The sequence below is a fragment of the Prevotella fusca JCM 17724 genome, from assembly GCF_001262015.1.
In the GTDB taxonomy this organism is placed as follows: domain Bacteria; phylum Bacteroidota; class Bacteroidia; order Bacteroidales; family Bacteroidaceae; genus Prevotella; species Prevotella fusca.
Window position 1 is genome coordinate 419,405 of record NZ_CP012075.1, and the last position, 18,826, is coordinate 438,230.

The following is an 18,826-nucleotide window of genomic DNA, read 5'->3' on the forward strand; positions in this document are numbered from 1 at the left end:
TATAGAGCCCCAAAAAGACATCTCAACACATAAAATCGCCTCACAAGGAAAAACGCTGCGGAATTGAGGTTAAACTAAAAAGGTACCTGCATGCCCCCTGCTGGACGTGGCGGTAATGGCTCATCATTCATCTTACTTCCAATGATCTCGCCACCTAATGGGTCGTCTGGCATAGGAGCAGAGAAAGCAGCATCCTCAGGATTGGCAAAGCGAGTATACTCACCGCGGAAGTTGAGAAGCACATCACCCGTTGCACCCTTACGGTGCTTGGCAATGATAATCTGCGCCATTCCATGAAGATCATTTCCTTTCTCATCCTGTAGGATATGATAGTATTCTGGACGATGTACGAAAAGAACCATATCGGCATCTTGCTCAATAGCACCAGACTCACGTAAGTCGCTTAGTTGCGGACGTTTACCTTCGACTCCTTCACGTTGTTCTACAGCACGACTTAACTGTGACAACGCCAAAACAGGAATATTCAATTCCTTTGCAAGTCCTTTTAAGGAACGGCTGATAGTTGAAACTTCTTCCTGACGACTGTTGAAACGCATTCCGTTGGCATTCATCAACTGCAAATAGTCAATCATAAGAATCTGGATGTTGTGCTCACGAACGAGTCGGCGAGCCTTTGTTCGCAGTTCAAAGATAGAAAGACCAGGGGTATCATCGACATATATTGGTGCACCCTGCATTTTACGAATGTTTGAGTCGAAACGTTCCCACTCATCAGGTGTCAGCTGACCACTGAGAATTTTATTACCAGGTACAGAGCAGACATTGGAAATCAAACGGTTCACAAGCTGCACATTGTTCATCTCAAGAGAGAAGAATGCAATTGGCTTACGGTAGTCAATAGCAATATTCTTGGCAATACTAAGCGCAAAAGAAGTCTTACCCATGGCAGGTCGACCAGCGATAATAACCAAGTCAGAAGCCTGCCAGCCTGCAGTAATCTTGTCCAGATCATGGAAACCACTCGGAACACCTGTCAGACTACCCTTATTGTTAGCAGCTTTGAGCAACAGCTGGTGCGCCTGTTCCACAACTGTATCAATCTGCACGTAATCCTGCAGCATGTTCTTCTGAGAGATTTCAAACAGTGCCCCCTCAGCTTTCTGCATCAGTTCGTCAACATCAACCGTTTCGTCAAAGGCATCAGTCTCAATCATTGAGGCAAACTGGATAAGCTGACGTGCCAGGAATTTCTGTGCGAGGATATGTGCATGATACTCGATGTGTGCAGATGATGCCACATTAGAACTCAACTCCACGACATAAGCTGGTCCGCCAATTTCCTCCAGCGTACCCTTATGCCGTAGCTCTTCAACCACAGTCATAATATCAACAGGCTTTTCCTGAAGATTCAACGACTGTACCGCCTCGTATATTTTCTGATGACGGGACTCGTAGAAAGTTTCCGGCTTGATGATTTCAGACACGACCGTAAAGGCATCCTTATCTATCATAAGAGCACCTAAAACGACTTTCTCTATATCTGTTGCCTGCGGCTGGAGATGTCCAAATGTTGTGTCAATAGGAGCCTGTTTGGTCCTACGACTACTTTTACTATTACTACTTCTTTCTGGCATACGCCGGCAAAATTACAAAAAATATTCCATTTCTAACATCAATATACTAACCTTTTATTATCTTTGCAAAAAGAATTCTTAAAACAAAATTTTAGACTATGATTACCTTTCCTTGCTGCAAAATCAACCTTGGATTAAACATTGTTGCAAAACGTCCAGACGGCTATCATGACCTTGAAACCATATTCTATCCTGTTCCACTATGCGATGCACTCGAAATAAAGAAGATGGATGAGGAGTTTCCCTCTCCCACCCCTATTGATTTGAAAGTAACAGGTAATATTGTTGAATGTGACGAAAGCAAGAATCTGGTTGTGAAAGCATATAATCTTATAGCACACGACTATGAACTTCCTCGTGTCCATGCACATCTTGTCAAGCGTATTCCTATGCAAGCCGGACTTGGAGGCGGTTCTTCTGACGCAGCTTATATGATCAGGCTGCTTGACGAGCGTTTTCGTCTGAACATGGGGAATGCCGAGATGGAACGCTATGCAGCTCAATTGGGTGCTGACTGTGCGTTTTTTATTCGTTCAGAGATTGCTTTTGCAACAGGTATTGGAGATGTTCTTGCACCTGCAGACGATGAGAACAATAACTTAGAAGGGTATTATCTTACACTTGTAAAGCCAGATGTAGCTGTGTCAACAGCAGAGGCTTACGCAGGTATAACACCTGAGAAACCTGCAAAATGCTGTCGTGATATAGTACGCCAGCCTATTGATACGTGGCGTGCTGAACTGACAAATGATTTTGAGAAATCTATCTTTGCAAAATATCCCGTGTTGGCTGCTATCAAGGAGAAACTGTATGATAGTGGTGCCTTGTATGCACAGATGTCGGGAAGTGGCAGCACTATCTTCGGGCTTTTTGGACAGAAGCCTACGAATATAAACGAGTTGTTCCCAGATATGTTTACATATTGCGTCAGACTATAAATCCCCCGATTATCTAAGATGGAAAAAGCATTAACCGTTTACAAAGCATCAGCAGGGTCGGGAAAGACATTTACATTAGCGTCAGAATACATCACTTTAGTGGTGAAGAATCCACAGGACTATAAGAAGATCCTTGCCGTTACCTTTACAAATAAGGCTACGCAGGAGATGAAAACCCGTATTCTTTCCCAACTTTATGGTATTGCACATAATCTGCCGGATTCGCAAGCATACCTTGAACAAGTGTTGAGGAAGACCGGGCTGCCTGAAGCAACCATTCGTGAAAAGGCAGCCGATGCGCTGTCGCTACTCACCCATCATTATAATGAGTTTCGTGTACAGACGATAGATGCTTTCTTTCAATCGGTCTTACGTAACCTTGCACGTGAGTTGAATCTTACGGCTAACCTCCGCATTGATCTTAATGATGAGCAGGTGGAGGCACAGGCTGTTGACGAGCTAATCAACAGTCTTGAAGAAGGAGAAGAGGTTTTAGGGTGGATTCGTGATTATATTGATAAGAATATCGAAGATGATCAGGGGTGGAATGTCATAGGACAGATAAAGGACTTTGGAAAGAATATCTTTAAGGACTTTTATAAAGACCATAAGTCAGAACTTGATAACTGTTTCAGTGAAAAGTCGTTTTTTAACGATTTCATCACAGATTTACGCAAGAAACGTGCACAGGCTTTAAAGAAGTTGAATGACCATGCAAAGCAGATGCTGCAGAAAATACGTGAAGCTAACGTAGACAATCAAATATTATTCAATGGTAAGTCGAGAGGTATTTATCCATATATTGTCAGATTCACAAAGGATATTCCATCAAATTGCAATGCACCAAAATATGTAAAAACCTGTATAGAGAATGTTGACAAATGGGCATCTGGCGATTGTACCGCAGAAGAGAAAGCTGCTATTATTGAACTTGCTTCAACTTCATTGGGTGCGGATTTGGAACTCTTGGAAAAATATAGAACAGAAGGATGGAAGGAGTATCAATCCTGTAATCTAACACTCAAGCATCTGTCCCAACTCCGCCTGTTGCACGCAATCTCAGAAGCTGTTGATGAGATAAACAAAGACGCAAACCGATTTATGCTAAGTAACACACAATCACTGCTTAGCACACTGATGAAAGACTCTGATACACCTTTTGTATTTGAAAAAATGGGAGCTTACTTGAAACACATTATGATTGATGAGTTTCAGGATACCAGTACAATTCAATGGGACAACTTCCGCAAGTTGCTTGATAACTGTATTGCGCAAGTTGAGTCTCACAATCTGATAGTGGGCGATGTAAAGCAGAGTATCTACCGTTGGCGGCAGGGGGACTGGAAATTGCTGAACAACATCGAACATGACTTCCCTGAAGAGCAGATAAAGATAGAACCGCTTGACACGAACTACCGTTCAGAAGAAAATATTGTCCAATTCAACAATGTTTTCTTTGCACATGCAATAAAACAGACAATAAAAGAATTGGAAACAGATAAAATCAAAGATGCTGACCAGCTGACAGAAGCATATAAGGAAATAGAACAGATATCAAAAAAACAAGATCAGAAAGGCTGTGTCCGTATCAAGCTCTTCTACTGCGGCAAAAATGAGAAAGAATATAAAGAGAACGTTCTCAATGAACTTACCTGTAATGTCCGTAAACTTTTGACATGCGGTTATAGTCAGAAAGACATTGCAATTCTTGTCCGTTCAAAAGGAGTGATACAAGACATTGCTGATAAATTCCAAAATGAATTTGGAAGAGACGTCAGCATTGTCTCTGATGAGGCTTTCCGATTGGACGCATCCTTAGCTGTCAATGTGATTGTATGTGCGCTTCGTCTCCTTACACATCCTGATGACAGGCTTACTGCAGCTAAACTCGTCAAACTATATCAACAACAAGTTTTACAGACAAGGAAAGGCAACAATGATTTGTTTGTTAATAATAATACAGACTTAAATAGTTTGTTACCAAATGATTATATAAATAAATTCGAGTCTTTGTTAAGGATGTCACTTATGGATCTTGTGGATGAAATTTACTCACTTTTCAATCTTGACAGACTTGAAGGACAGAGTGCATACGTCTGCACTTTCTACGACACACTGAATGAGTATCTGCGTGACCATCCTGCAGATATTGACGATTTCATCGAAGAATGGGAGACCACACTTTCAAGCAATACAATCCAAAGCGATGAAGTTGACGGTATACGTTTGATAACCATCCATAAAAGCAAAGGTCTGGAATATGATAATGTTCTGATTCCTTTCTGTGATTGGGATTTGGAGAAGCAAACTGGTAATACGATATGGTGTCCTGGTGAGAATAAGGAGAAACCATACGGAGAATTACCGTTGATTCCTGTGGATTTCTCAAAGAAAAGCATGATAGGTACTGTTTTTGAAGATGATTATAAAGAAGAGCATCTACAGAATACCGTTGACAACATGAACCTACTCTATGTGGCATTTACACGTGCTGGAAAGAATCTTTTTATTACAGGTAAACGGGCAAGCAGTAAAAGGATCAAGGAACTTCAAAGTGGTGACACTGCGTCCAACCGTTCTCAGATTATACAATTAATCATTCATGATATTGTGGAAGAGCTAAGTGGTGCATTCCTTGATGATTCTGGGGAGAAAGAACCGCTCAGTTTTGAGTTTGGTAGTCTGCCGGATAGTGTGCAAGATAAAGAAAAGAAAAAAGTTTCAGATAATCCATTTGAGGTCATTCCAGAGACACACAAGTTGAAAATAGAAACATTCCCCCACCCTGTCAATTTCCGGCAAAGTAATAAAAGTCATGACTTTATAAATTGTGAAGATATAGAGCCAACTGATGCAAATCGTTATATTAAGGTGGGAAATATTCTTCATCAACTGTTTTCAACTATTCTTACCGAGGCTGATATTGAACCACGTTTGAAAGAGCTGGAACAAGAAGGTGTCATATATAATGATGAGATTACATCAAAAGAATTGCAGGATAAAATCACATGTGCTCTGAAGAATGAGAAAGTGAAAGGCTGGTTCAGTCCACACTGGAAGCTCTTTAATGAATGTACAATCCTTGAATACGATGGGAATAGTGGAGAAGTCCATGAGCACCGTCCTGACCGTGTAATGACTGATGGAAAGGAGATAATAGTCATAGACTTCAAGTTTGGAAAACCGAGGGAAGAATACCATGAGCAGGTGCAACGATATATGAAGTTACTTACAAGTATGGGGTATCAGCATGTGTCGGGTTACATCTGGTATGTAGTTAGAAACGAAGTGATTCCAACTCCTCTTCTTCCATTAAGGGATGAATAAAGGGGGGGACTATAGTCTAATTTATTACCACTGTTTGATAATGATTTTATCACTACTTGGTAATACTATTACCAGACATTAGTAACATCACTTCATAACAAATATAAACAGGAATTCTGTTATTTTCTATTCACTAACAGCTGTTTGTGTGCACTTGAAACAGAACTGAAGTGTGATTTACATCTACTTAACATTTCCTCAGTAATGAGGTCTAACATAAAATTATGAATACATTTCTCGAACACGTAGCAGCAGACCTACTGAACAAATATGGCAATGACATGGCTCATGTAGCTGTGGTCTTTCCGAATAAGCGTGCAGCACTCTTCTTGAACCAAGCATTGGCTCGAATGGCTGGTGGTCCTGTCTGGAGTCCTGCATATATTACGATTTCCGATTTCTTTCGTCAACATTCAGAACTCACAGTTACTGATTCAATCAAAAGCATCTGCGACCTCTATAAAAGCTATATAGAAGTAACAGGTAACGGTAATGAGACATTAGACCACTTCTATGGTTGGGGACAGTTGCTTTTGACTGACTTCGATGATATCGACAAAAACATGGCAGATGCACGTTTGGTTTTCTCAAATATCAGTAACCTCAAAGAACTTGATGATATTAGCTATCTGAGTGATGAACAGAAGGCAGAATTACACCGTTTCTTCGCTAATTTTGATGATGGTCCAGAAGGTATAAGAGAAAGATTTGTTACCTTATGGACTCATTTAAATGATATATATAATAACTTCAAGCAAAGACTTAGTTCTCAAAAACTTGCATACGAAGGAATGCTTTATCGTGAGGTTGTTGAGAAGGCACAAATAGAAACAAACTACGAACATTATATTTTCGTTGGTTTCAATGTTCTTCAGAAAGTTGAACAGCTACTGTTCAAACGATTTTTGAAAGAGGGTAAGGCAAGTTTCTATTGGGATTATGACCGATACTATATGAAACCAACCAACGAGGCAAGTAACTATATTCGTCGCTGGCTTGATGTTTTGCCCAACGTTTTGCCCAACGATGACGATGAATTGTATGATAATCTTGGAAAGGAGAAGGAAATAAACATTATTTCTGCCCCAACAGAGAACCTGCAGGCACGTTACATTACAGAGTGGTTGCGGGAGAATGAAAGATATAAGGATGGCAAACGAACGGCTATTGTTCTTTGTGACGAACATATCCTGCAAACCGTTATCCATTGTATTCCTGATGAAGTTAAAACTTTAAATGTGACGACAGGGTATCCTCTACAACAAACACCAATAGCATCGATGGTTACACAGTTAATAGCACTTCAGACAGAAGGCTATTCTGTGCAAGAACAAAGCTACAGACTTCATCACTTGAACAGGGTCTTACGTCATCCGTACGGAAAATATCTGATACCAAAAGTAACTGAAGTCATCGAAAGGCTGAATAGAGAAAGACGATTTTACGTGAAGTCTAAAGAAGGCTCTGTCTTTGAATATCATCCAAGTGACAAACAACATTTACCCGAGCTTGTCAACTGGCTGGCAGAAACAGTCCGTTTCATCGGTGTGAATGGTGCTGCTGACAAAGATCAACTTTTTGAAGAGTCTGTATTTCGCATGTACACTTTACTCACAAGGTTGACAGACTTGATGGCAAATGGTGATCTTGATGCTGACAAGACCATCTTCCGTCGTCTGTTGATACAACTTATCTCATCAACAAGTATTCCTTTCCACGGCGAGCCTGCTCGTGGTGTACAGGTAATGGGAGTACTTGAGACGCGTAACCTTGACTTTGAGCATGTGCTTGTCCTTTCTTGTAATGAAGGTAATATGCCAAAGGGAATAGACGATGCGTCGTTCATTCCTCATCTTATTCGTAAGGCATACAATTTAACAACAATCGACAATAAAGTTTCAATATATAGCTATTACTTTCACAGTATGATTCAGCGGGCAAAGGATGTTACCTTCCTTTATAACAACTCTACGCAAGGTAGTCAGACTGGCGAAATGAGTCGTTTCATTCTACAGCTGATGGTGGAATGGAATCACCCAATCCATCGACTTACACTGCAAGCTGGGCAAGAGCAGATGCGTTGTGGAACTGAAGTGGTAATTAAAGATGAAGCTGTTTTGAAAAAACTCGATGAAATCAGCTATTTCTCTCCAACAGCCATCAATACATACATAAACTGCCAGTTGAAGTATTACTTTAGATATATTGCTGGAATAAAAGAATTTGACGATATAGATGTAGATGATGTTGACAACAGAATGTTTGGTAATATTTTTCATGCTGCAGCACAACTCATGTATGAGAAGTTGCTACCAAGAGATGTTATTACAGTAAAAAATATTGATTACATACTTAAAACTGGTAAGAGTGTCCAGTCAATTACATCAGGCAATGCTGAACTGACATTGGATGACGTTGTTGACGAAGCTTTTGCCATAGAATTGTTTCACCAACAACCGGGAAGCAGGAAGCATCCGAAACTCAACGGACTTCAACTCATCAACCGTGAGGTTATCATAAAGTATCTACACCAATTACTGCGAATTGATCGTCGTTCCGCTCCACTTCGTGTAATAGGACATGAGTTTGACGTGAAGAGATCATTGACAATTAATGTGAACAAATCAGAGAAACAGATAGAAACTGGTGGACGAATAGACCGTCTTGATGAAATTTTCATCGATAGTGACAACGCCCGCCTACGAGTTGTAGACTATAAGACAGGTGGGAAAAGAGCGGAATCATTGAAGAATATAGATGAAATCTTTGATTCCAAGAATATAGATAAAAAGAGTGATTATACTATGCAAGCCATGCTTTATAGTCTCATTGAAGCAAAATTTGATACTATCCGTAATCCTAATCACCGTCCCGTAAGTCCTGCTCTGCTCTTCATCCAGCATGCTGGAGGTGAAGATTATTCCCCTGTTATCTCTATGGGGCAAAAGGAGATTACAGATGTCACGGTATATGAAGAAGATTTCCTCAGGAATCTCACCAGAATACTTGAGGAAATCCATAATCCAGATATAGCCTTTTCGCCGACAGATGACCTAAAACGATGTCAGTATTGCCCATATAAAGAAATGTGTGGCAGGTGATGGATAGGAGGTTATAAGCAATGATAAGTGGTTACAAGTGTTGTAGCAGTAAGTGCTAATAAATACTTATAAGCAATTATAATTACCCATAACGCCTAGAATGGTTACCCGACGACCTTAAACTTGGCGAATTTCAGCAGAAGTTGTTTTCGCCCAGCATTACGGAACTCTACTGTTGCTTTAGCATTTTCACCAGTTCCCTCAAGACTTAGCACTTCCCCAATGCCAAATCGCTGATGCTCAATAGTTACTCCTACACTAAGTCCTGCTACGGAAACTGATGATGAAACAGGCGATGAAGGTGAAGAAACAGGCGAACTATCTGATGATAAGATTCTGCCGCCATTCGTTATTACCGATGACAGACGCTTAAAGTTAGCGCCTTCTGCTATCAATCTGCGTTTTGCACGTTCTGACAACGGGTCGACAGCTGCTTCTGGACGCTTGCGCTCAGTTATCTTTGGTTTTGGATCAGCTCGGAACTGACTTGCAACAGGATTTGCATTCTGCCATCGTGAACCCATCTGGCGATATTCCTGTCCCCAAGGTCTACTACCTGTGTAAGCCCTGTTCGGTTCATACTCACGAAAATCATCTCCAGTATCTTCACGTCTCCAAGTACTTTTTGAGCTATTATCCTCATCCCAAGGCATTTTATGGCATTCTCTTCCAAAAGTACTTGAAGCATTATCTTCTATATGAATCAGTGTTGGGTCAAAGTCGTTGAGGAAGCGGCTGGGATTATCAATCTGCATTGTTCCATAACGAAAACGATTCTTCGCATTTGTCAAAATACAATGCCGTTTGGCGCGTGTAATAGCCACATAAAGTAACCGTCGCTCCTCTTCTATTTCACGTCTTGAGCCTGCGGACATCGGACTGGGGAAGATGTTTTCCTCCAATCCAACGACAAATACTGTAGGAAATTCCAGTCCTTTTGCCGCATGAATTGTCATCAATGTTACTTTTGGAGTATCATCGTCCTCTTTGTCTGCATCAGTATATAACGCCACCTCCTGAAGGTAATCAGTCAGGTAGACATTTTCCTCCCTACCCTCTTCACGCCCCGAATCAACGAAACTCTGCATTGCTGACATGAACTCCTCCAGGTTCTCCCGACGGGCTAAGTCTTCTGGTTCACTGCCAGAATGAATGTCGGCACTAACCCCACTTTTTTCGATAATCTCTCGTCCAAGTTCATAAGCATCTTTCAATGCTACATTCTTGATGAAACCACTGATAAGTGTTCTGAATGCAAACAGCTTTGTCATTGTACCTTTATTTACATCCAGTCCGTACTCTACAGGATTGGCAATTGTATCCCACAGTGAGACAGTATTTCGCTGGGCGCAATCAATGATTTTCTGAACAGTTGTATTACCAATTCCACGTGCCGGATAATTAATGATACGGCGGAAGGCTTCTTCATCATTGGGATTGGAAACCAAACGGAAGTAGGCTATAATATCTTTTATCTCCTTACGCTGATAGAAAGAAAGCCCACCGATAATTTTGTATGGAATTCCCTGTTTGCGGAACTCATCCTCAAAAGAACGACTCTGAGCATTTGTACGATAAAGAACAGCAAAGTTACCATAATCACATTTGTCATTGCGTTTGATACGCTTCAGCTCATTTGTAACTACCATTGCCTCTTCCCTGTCGCTGTAACAAGGCTTGTAAAGCACCTTGTCCCCTTCAGCTTCCTTTGAATAAACATCCTTGGGAATCTGTCGCTGGTTGTGTTTCATCAACGAATTGGCAGCCTGAACGATAAGCTGTGTAGAACGATAATTCCGTTCCAACTTGAAGAGTCTTGCATCATCAAACTTATTCTTGAAGTCAAGGATATTGTCAATGTTAGCACCACGGAAAGAATAAATACTCTGATAATCATCCCCAACGACACAGATACGACGGTGTGTCTCTGCCAGCTGGCTGATAATGCTCACCTGCGCATAGTTCGTATCCTGGTATTCATCCACAAGGATATATTCAAACTGCTGCCCATACTTTTCTCTAATCTCCCTATGATCTCGGAAGAGCAAGTAAGTATAAAGCAGAATGTCATCAAAATCCATGGCATTTGCCTGTCGGCATCTTGCTTCATATGCTTTGTAAATCAAGTGGATTGCAGGCATACGTGCAGTACGGTCACGTTCAATTAAAGCACGGTCTTCAGCATATTCAGTCGCTGTTATGAGATGGTTCTTTGCCATTGAGATAAAGTTATGCACTGATGCCGGCTTATATGCTTTCTCGTCAAGACCTAAGGCTTTTACAATGCTCTTGATGAGTGAGCGGGAATCATTTTCATCATATATGGTAAAATTACTTTCAAAACCAATTGCTTCCCCTTCACGTCTCAGGATGCGTGCAAAGATAGAATGGAAGGTGCCCATGTAAAGTCGCTGTGCATCTCCTGCTGTAGTTATCTGCGCTATTCGCCCTTTCATTTCTCTTGCAGCCTTGTTCGTAAACGTAAGAGCAAGGATATTCCAAGGCGCAAGTCCCTTATTGAGCAAATATGCAATCTTATATGTCAATACTCGTGTCTTGCCTGAACCAGCACCAGCAATCACTAGTGATGGACCTGTGCAATATTCAACAGCTTCACGCTGGTTGTCATTCAATGCAGCAAGAATTCTCTCTTCCCTATCTTTGTCTAACATCTTGTTTTCTTAAAGGAATATTCTTTATAATTTAATTGAACAGAATAATATAAAAACTTAATATTCAACGTTGTTAATGTTCTTCCGGAAAAGATGGAATGAATGTCATCTGATGTTCAATCTGTCCAATTCGCTTGCGCATATAGGGACCAGGATTCTTTGATGAAAAACGGCGTGGGTTTGGTAGTGTAGCCGCTATGAGGGCACAATCTCGTCGGCTAAGCTGTATAGCTTCCATACCGAAATTCTGTTCAGCGCAGGCTTCTACTCCATAGATTCCATCTCCCATTTCAATAGAATTCAAATAAACCTCCATGATACGCTGTTTACTCCATAGCGTCTCAATAAGGAAGGTGAAATAAACTTCCAACCCTTTTCTTATCCATGAACGTCCCTGCCAGAGAAAGACATTCTTTGCCGTCTGCTGGGAAATTGTTGAACCTCCACGTAGTTTCTTGCCTTTCTTAAGATGGTCTTCAGCTGCTTTCTCAATAGCCTTATAGTCAAAACCATGATGGGTAAGGAAACGTTGGTCTTCACTTGCCATCACTGCTACTGGCATAGACTTCGGCATCTTCTCCAAGGGTATCCAGTCATGATAAAGTTTCACCGGCTCTCCCTTTCCTATTTGCTCAAAACAACGGCTGAGCATCAAAGGGGTAAAATACACGGGAATGAAGCGGTAGACTACCACTGCCAGTATTGTTGAAATAAAGGTCAAGGCAAACAGCCACCTTATCACTTTAAAAATCTTCTTAACCATAGGAAATGAGTTTACTGTCTGCAAAGTTACTAAATCTTATCCGATAGCAAGCGGGTAAGAGATAGATTTTTCCTTTTGAAAAGTTTGGACGGAGCACCCAAGTGGGTTAAACTCAAACTGACCCTAATATTTGCTTTTAATCCAAGTTTAACGGTCAAAATTATTTTTCATAAATTTTCAGGGTGTTTTGAGGACTGCCAATACCCTAAGTGTTTGATAATCAGATGTAGCGTTTTCTGAAGATGGTCCAAATCTGATTTGTAGGACATCAGCATATCAATTTTTTGGTTCATACGTTAAATGAGTGTACACTTTTCGTATAGCTTTAACGGAAGAACCGGAGTTATTATTAAATAAAACATAGCCAAGACGGTCTTGGCTACCTACTTTATTATCATCCTCCGACACAGAAAACCTTTTCATGTCAATACTGTGAAAAGGCAGACAATGGATTGAAAAATCATGACATAATTTCGAGTAATACACCTACAGATAAAGGCTAAAACACGTGTAAAGAGCAAGTCTGCAACAAACAGTAAATCAGTTAGTTATAACGCAGTGCAAGAAAAGGTGCTTAATTGGACTTCAAAAGGGCGTTAATTAGACCTCAAAAGGGCATCTATTGCAAGCCAATTGGGCGTCTTTTCAAAGCCAATAGACCATGTATTGGTTTTGAGTAGTTTGAAAATAGTTTACAAACATCGAGCGATATGGGAAGAAGTTGTTTGTAGAAGGCGGAAGGACATAGCATCTGTTAGCATTTTCTGCATTTTTATTTTGTGCATTATCCCTTTTTGTGAGACCATCTTATTTTGGATAGTCATACCATGCAGGTGTATAAGCCTTTGTTCTGTTTCCAATCTATGCATTTAACGGAAGAACCATTTTTTTGTTACTTTGCACCCATGCACGCAAATGTACAGACACGTTTTAACCCGGCAACCGGCAATAAGGCTCCTTATTATAGACTTAAGGAGTCATACCGTGATGTGACCGGACATGTACATTCGCTCATCCTAATCAATATCGGTTTTGAGCCTTCTCTCACAGCCGTGCAGGTGCAGAAGATCGCTTTTGCATTGACAGAGCGTTTTAAGGACAGTGGCACTAATCCTTTGTTCGACAAGCAGCCGGAGGGACTTACCGCATTGGAACAGGCAAAGGCTGATGAGTTGTGGCAGCAGATGAAAGAGGAAGGTGGCATTGACAGGTTCGACAAGAAGGAACAGAGGACAAACACCATATGTTGCCAGTTGAAGCGAGAAGGCGAATCCTGCTACTGGACCGAAACAGTGCGGCGGATGAGAACACAGAAACTTGTAACCACAGAAGGCAGGAACCCGCTGGGACACATCTTACAGATGCGACAATGCGGTAATCCCTCAAAGCTGGCAGCTGCTATTTACGATAAATTGAAATTAAAACATGCACCATTCGGAAAAATAAAAATTTGTAGGACACAGAGTCCATAGCCAAAACTGCTAAAGTGCGATAACAGCGAGATTGTACGATGATAGGTGTTAAACTTGGGCTAATGACCTATTTGAGTTGAAAGAAACAGTTGTCAGAGAAGTGAGTCCTTTGTTGTTGCACTTTCTATACCTGTCCCCCGTTTCACCTAATTAAGCCAACTCTGCCAGTTCCAGCCAACGAAGTTCCAGTTCGTCAAGTTCATCCTTAAGGAGCGGCAGACGCTTGCTCTTTTCTGTAAGCTCATCTACTGACAGACTACCCGAACAGAGTTCTTCTTCAAGGCGTTGCTTTTCATCTTCTAATTGGGCTATTCTGTCCGAAAGCTGTTCATACTCACGCTTTTCCTTGAAGGACATCTTTCGTTTTGTATTGTTATGGTAGTCTTTTTTGGGTTCGTTTGCTGCAGGATTAATGTTTTTAGCTGGCTTTTGCCGTTCTTCTTCTTTTGACTTCATTTTCAGGAACTCACGGTATTGTGTGTAGTTTCCAGGAAAGTCCTGTATTTCGCCGTCACCCTTGAACACAAGAAGATGATCGACAACCTTATCCATAAAATAGCGGTCGTGTGATACCACGATGACACATCCGGGGAAGTCCTGCAGATATTCCTCAAGAATCTGTAAGGTCTGAATATCCAAGTCGTTGGTTGGCTCGTCAAGTACTAAGAAGTTGGGATTTTTCATCAAAACCGTACAGAGATAGAGCTTTCGTCTTTCACCTCCTGACAACTTATACACATAGTTGTGTTGCTCCTCCGGAGAGAAGAGAAAGTGGTTGAGGAACTGTGATGCTGTCATGTGTTTTCCTCCACCAAGATCAATGTAATCGGCAATATCCGTGATGACGTCGATGACTTTCTGATCTTCACGGAACTTTAACCCTTCCTGTGAGAAATATCCGAAGCGGACAGTCTCTCCTATGTCGAACTTACCGTTGTCTGGTGCAACCTCACCAAGCAGCATTTTTACAAAAGTGGATTTGCCAGTTCCATTATTGCCGACAATTCCCATCTTCTCAAAGCGGGAGAAGTTGTAGTAGAAGTCGTTTAGAATAGTCTTGTCGTCAAACTTCTTCGACACATACTGACACTCAAATATCTTGCTTCCGATGTACACGCTGGATGATTTCAAACGCACCTGTCTTTCCTCAATCCGTTGTTTCGCCTTTGCTTCTAATTCATAGAAAGCCTCCTCACGATACCGTGCCTTGTGCCCACGTGCCTGTGGCATACGGCGCATCCATTCCAACTCTGTCCGATAGAGGTTGTTTGCACGTGCCATTTCAGCCCGCATGTTATCAATGCGTTCCTGCCGTTTCTCCAAATAATAAGAGTAATTGCCACGGTAGGTATATATCGTGTTATTGTCTAATTCTAAGATAGTATTACACACATTATCAAGGAAATAGCGATCGTGAGTAACCATGAAGATGGTCTTGTTGCCACGGGAAAGATATCCCTCCAGCCATTCAATCATCTCCAAGTCAAGATGGTTGGTTGGCTCATCAAGTATAAGGATATCAGGTTCCAGAATAAGAACATTTGCCAAAGCTACACGTTTCTGCTGTCCGCCGCTCAATTGTCCCATTGGTTGTTCGAGGTCATAAAGCTTCAGAATGGTAAGAATCTGCTTTGCCTTCAGAATGCGTTCAGGGTTTCCTTCATGGTTGAAACATGCGTCCAGTACGCTTTCCTTTGGGTTGAATCTGGGACTTTGGTCCAACATTCCTACCCGTAGGTCATTACGATAGATGATAGAACCACCGTCATAGCCCTCTTTTCCTGTAAGAATAGAGAGCAGAGTGGACTTTCCCGTACCGTTTTGAGCCACGAGACCCACATGCTGTCCTTCTGCAATGGAAAATGAAATATCTTTAAAGAGAACCTGCGCACCGAAACTTTTAGTCAGATTCTGTACGTCAAGATAAGGAATCTGTGCCATAAATCTTAGCCTAAGTTCTCATTTATCTGATCAATATAGTCCAGCACTTCATCCCTTCCTGCCTTTGTTTCAGAGGAAGTAATGAAGTAAGGAGGGAGAGCTTCCCATCTGTCTTCCAGCTTCTTCATCCATAGCAAGGCATTCGACTTGGCTTTTGCAGGCGACAGTTTATCCGCTTTTGTAAAGATGATAGAGAAAGGAACATTGCTTTCCCCTAACCAATCAACAAACTCACGGTCAATCTTCTGCTGTTCATGACGGATGTCTATCAACACAAAGACGTTAACAAGCTGCTTGCGCTGAAGAATATATTGTGAAATCATCTGCTCCAATTTGTTCCTTACTGTCTTTGAGCTCTTGGCATAACCATAACCGGGAAGGTCGACTAAATACCATTCGTTATTGATGATAAAATGGTTGATAAGCAGCGTCTTACCAGGCTTGGATGAAGTCTTTGCTAACCTCTTGTGATTGCAAAGCATGTTGATAAGACTTGACTTTCCGACATTTGAACGTCCGATAAATGCGTATTCAGCCTTTGTATCTTCAGGACATTTAGATACTGTTGGCGATGATATGGTGAACTCTGATTTCTTTATAATCATATCTTGATGGGTATATGTTATATGTACCTTTTTCTGCAAAGTTACTAAAAAGTTAACAGCTAAGGGTGGTCAGTTGATAGTTTTTTCGTATTTTTGCAGAAATAAGCTGTGCTCGGCAAAGTGGGAACAGGCTGCTTTTGCCACTGTTTGCATTATTTTTGAGAAAACAAAGCGTAAATGAAACAAATTAACTGGGGATTTATCGGCTGTGGGGAGGTTACGGAGAAGAAGTCCGGACCAGCTTTCAATGAAGTAATGGGGTCGCATGTTGTGGCTGTATTCAGTCGTAGCGAATTGAAGGCACGTTCGTATGCTGAGCGTCACGGTATCCGGAAATGGTACACTGATGCGCAGGCATTGGTGGATGATTCCGATGTAAATGCTATCTATATTGCTACACCGCCTTCGGCTCATGCCACCTTTGCCATAATGGCTATGCGTGCTGGTAAACCTTGTTATATAGAGAAGCCATTGGCTGCCTCTTACGAGGATTGTGTGCGTATCAACCGTGTTTCTGAACAGACTGGAGTACCGTGCTTTGTTGCCTATTACCGCCGTTATCTTCCTTACTTTAAGAAGGTGAAGGAGATTGTTGATAAAGGTGAGATTGGCAAGATTCTTACAGTGCAGGTTCGTTTCGCAGTTCCTCCACGTGACTTGGACTATGAACAGAATGTACAACTGCCGTGGCGTCTTCAATCGCATATTTCTGGTGGTGGTTATTTCTATGACCTTGCTCCTCATCAGCTGGACCTTTTACAGAATCTCTTTGGTGTCATAGTCAAGGCGCATGGCTATACAGCCAATCGTGTAGGTTTTTATAATGTAGAAGACACTGTTAATGCTGTGTTCCGTTTTGAGAATGGCTTGACAGGTAGTGGTGCATGGTGCTTTGCCGCACATGAGAGTGCACGTGAGGATCGTATTGAAATATTCGGTACAAAGGGCAGATTATCATTCTCAGTCTACACTTATGCGCCTATCCGTCTTTGCACAAGTGAAGGTGAAAGATACATTGAGGTGCCCAATCCTCCATACGTACAACTTCCTATAATTAAATCTGTTATAGAGGATATGCAGGGATATGGTGCCTGCGACTGTACGAGTATCAGCGCAACCCCAACCAACTGGGTGATGGACCGCATCCTTGGAAAGATATAAGAAGTGCCCGTCGGGGCATGTGTATTCATTTTAACAAATTGCATGAAGCTGACTTTCAATTACTATTTCAGCCTTTGTTTTCTCCTTTTCCTGACAGGAGGAGCCAAAGGGTATGCGCTGTCAAAAACGGCCATATACAATAGTATAGTGGGAGAATGTGACAGCGGGAGCGTGCACCCACTCAGACAATCAATGGATACTGTTCGATGGATGCGTAGGGATACAACATCGAAAAGGGCTAAACGTCAGCAGAACAGAGAAGGGGGATTTGTCCATAAGTTCAATGAAATTGATACTACCTATATTGAGCCACAGAAGTATAACTTTGCCTTTATGTTGCAGAATACAAATACCTACGAGGTGTATCGGCTGAGCAGTTCGAGTGGGCAGAGTATAACCTTCGCTCCGGAAGCCACGGTGCGCATCGGACCTTACTTCGGTTGGCGATGGATTTTTCTCGGTTATACGCTTGATATAAAGCATTTGGACTTCTGGCATAAGAACAACAGTTCCCGACAGGAGTATGACCTGAGCCTATACAGCTCGATGGTTGGTCTGGACATCTATTACCGCAAAACAGGAAATGATTACAAGATAAGACAGCTGTATCTTGGGAAGGATGTCAATACTGACCTTGTACATGGCATTGAGTTTGGTGGATTAGCTTCTATAATCAAAGGGTTTAATCTGTATTATATCTTCAATCACCGTCGTTTCTCCTATCCCGCAGCATTCAGCCAGAGTACGATTCAGCGCCGTTCAGCAGGGAGTCCGCTGTTGGGCATAGGCTATACCCGCCACAGCCTGGATGTCAACTGGGGAGAATTAAGCAGTATCATTACAGACCGTCTTGGATGTCAGCTTGAAAACAATCCGATAGACAGTACGCTGATGTTCAGCCAGGTGAAATATACGGATGTGTCCGTCAGTGGTGGTTATGCCTACAACTGGGCGTTTGCTCATAACTGGCTGTTGGCAGGTTCACTGTCCTTAGCCTTGGCTTATAAGCGCAGTACGGGTGATGTTACGCACCGGAGTTTTTCTTTCAGTGATTTTAAGTTCAATAATATAAACATCGACGGTATCGGTCGTTTCGGACTGGTCTGGAACAACAGCAGGTGGTATGTTGGTACAAGCACTATCCTTCATGCCTATAATTATCGTCGAAGTAATTTTTCTACAAATAATTTTTTTGGAAGTGTAAACCTCTATGCTGGATTTAACTTTGGAAGGAAAAAGAAATAAGATAAC

General features: G+C 41.7%; 10 protein-coding genes and 1 pseudogene. 6 read left to right on the top strand and 5 right to left on the bottom strand.

All coding sequences use genetic code 11. The features are described 5' to 3' along the window. Window positions 1–74 precede the first annotated feature (74 nt). The gene (dnaB, locus tag ADJ77_RS09035; RefSeq protein ID WP_025079134.1) at window positions 75–1,595 is read right to left on the bottom strand and encodes a replicative DNA helicase; all 1,521 of its coding nucleotides are present in this window, start codon (window positions 1,593–1,595) and stop codon (window positions 75–77) included. A gap of 98 nt (window positions 1,596–1,693) precedes the next feature. Between dnaB and ispE the strand changes: the two genes are divergently transcribed. The 3 genes from ispE (at window position 1,694) to ADJ77_RS09050 (ending at window position 8,961) form a co-directional block, all read left to right on the top strand. Next, window positions 1,694–2,533, top strand: a complete 840-nt coding sequence (gene ispE, locus ADJ77_RS09040; RefSeq protein WP_025079133.1) for a 4-(cytidine 5'-diphospho)-2-C-methyl-D-erythritol kinase — start codon at window positions 1,694–1,696, stop codon at window positions 2,531–2,533. 18 nt (window positions 2,534–2,551) lie between these two features. Then, window positions 2,552–5,860, top strand: coding sequence for a UvrD-helicase domain-containing protein (locus ADJ77_RS09045; RefSeq protein WP_025079132.1), 3,309 nt, complete (start codon window positions 2,552–2,554; stop codon window positions 5,858–5,860). Between the two features lie 224 nt (window positions 5,861–6,084). After that, entirely contained in the window at window positions 6,085–8,961 is a 2,877-nt protein-coding gene (locus ADJ77_RS09050; RefSeq protein ID WP_025079131.1) for a PD-(D/E)XK nuclease family protein, read from the top strand. Window positions 8,962–9,065: 104 nt separating this feature from the next. Here ADJ77_RS09050 and ADJ77_RS09055 read toward each other — a convergent pair whose 3' ends face one another. Then, a complete protein-coding gene (locus ADJ77_RS09055; protein ID WP_050696311.1) occupies window positions 9,066–11,633 on the bottom strand; it encodes an ATP-dependent helicase in 2,568 nt (855 codons plus the stop codon). Window positions 11,634–11,706: 73 nt separating this feature from the next. Further along, window positions 11,707–12,396 carry a monofunctional biosynthetic peptidoglycan transglycosylase gene (mtgA, locus tag ADJ77_RS09060; protein ID WP_025079130.1) on the bottom strand — a complete coding sequence of 230 codons (690 nt, stop codon included), beginning with the start codon at window positions 12,394–12,396 and terminating at the stop codon, window positions 11,707–11,709. 905 nt (window positions 12,397–13,301) lie between these two features. On the opposite strand from mtgA, the pseudogene ADJ77_RS14585 reads away from it, so the two are divergent. Next, a pseudogene (locus ADJ77_RS14585) lies at window positions 13,302–13,628 on the top strand (IS1634 family transposase); the annotation flags it as partial. Between the two features lie 390 nt (window positions 13,629–14,018). Here ADJ77_RS14585 and abc-f read toward each other — a convergent pair. After that, window positions 14,019–15,809 carry a ribosomal protection-like ABC-F family protein gene (gene abc-f / locus ADJ77_RS09070; protein ID WP_050696312.1) on the bottom strand — a complete coding sequence of 597 codons (1,791 nt, stop codon included), beginning with the start codon at window positions 15,807–15,809 and terminating at the stop codon, window positions 14,019–14,021. Window positions 15,810–15,814: 5 nt separating this feature from the next. Further along, window positions 15,815–16,414 (bottom strand): ribosome biogenesis GTP-binding protein YihA/YsxC, encoded by a 600-nt coding sequence (gene yihA, locus ADJ77_RS09075; RefSeq protein WP_025079123.1) that lies wholly within the window; start codon window positions 16,412–16,414, stop codon window positions 15,815–15,817. Window positions 16,415–16,591: 177 nt separating this feature from the next. On the opposite strand from yihA, the gene ADJ77_RS09080 reads away from it, so the two are divergent. After that, a complete protein-coding gene (locus ADJ77_RS09080) occupies window positions 16,592–17,575 on the top strand; it encodes a Gfo/Idh/MocA family protein (protein WP_050696313.1) in 984 nt (327 codons plus the stop codon). Window positions 17,576–17,785: 210 nt separating this feature from the next. Then, a complete protein-coding gene (locus ADJ77_RS09085; RefSeq protein ID WP_394330602.1) occupies window positions 17,786–18,820 on the top strand; it encodes a DUF4421 domain-containing protein in 1,035 nt (344 codons plus the stop codon). The last annotated feature ends 6 nt before the right edge of the window (window positions 18,821–18,826 follow it).

Excerpts from the sequence above, each read along its gene's own strand:
- ADJ77_RS09050 (WP_025079131.1), top strand. The coding sequence starts at position 6,085 with ATGAATACATTTCTCGAACACGTAGCAGCAGACCTACTGAACAAATAT.
- abc-f (WP_050696312.1), bottom strand. The coding sequence starts at position 15,809 with ATGGCACAGATTCCTTATCTTGACGTACAGAATCTGACTAAAAGTTTC.
- dnaB (WP_025079134.1), bottom strand. The coding sequence starts at position 1,595 with ATGCCAGAAAGAAGTAGTAATAGTAAAAGTAGTCGTAGGACCAAACAG.
- yihA (WP_025079123.1), bottom strand. The coding sequence starts at position 16,414 with ATGATTATAAAGAAATCAGAGTTCACCATATCATCGCCAACAGTATCT.
- ADJ77_RS09055 (WP_050696311.1), bottom strand. The coding sequence starts at position 11,633 with ATGTTAGACAAAGATAGGGAAGAGAGAATTCTTGCTGCATTGAATGAC.
- mtgA (WP_025079130.1), bottom strand. The coding sequence starts at position 12,396 with ATGGTTAAGAAGATTTTTAAAGTGATAAGGTGGCTGTTTGCCTTGACC.
- ispE (WP_025079133.1), top strand. The coding sequence starts at position 1,694 with ATGATTACCTTTCCTTGCTGCAAAATCAACCTTGGATTAAACATTGTT.
- ADJ77_RS09080 (WP_050696313.1), top strand. The coding sequence starts at position 16,592 with ATGAAACAAATTAACTGGGGATTTATCGGCTGTGGGGAGGTTACGGAG.
- ADJ77_RS09045 (WP_025079132.1), top strand. The coding sequence starts at position 2,552 with ATGGAAAAAGCATTAACCGTTTACAAAGCATCAGCAGGGTCGGGAAAG.
- ADJ77_RS09085 (WP_394330602.1), top strand. The coding sequence starts at position 17,786 with ATGCGTAGGGATACAACATCGAAAAGGGCTAAACGTCAGCAGAACAGA.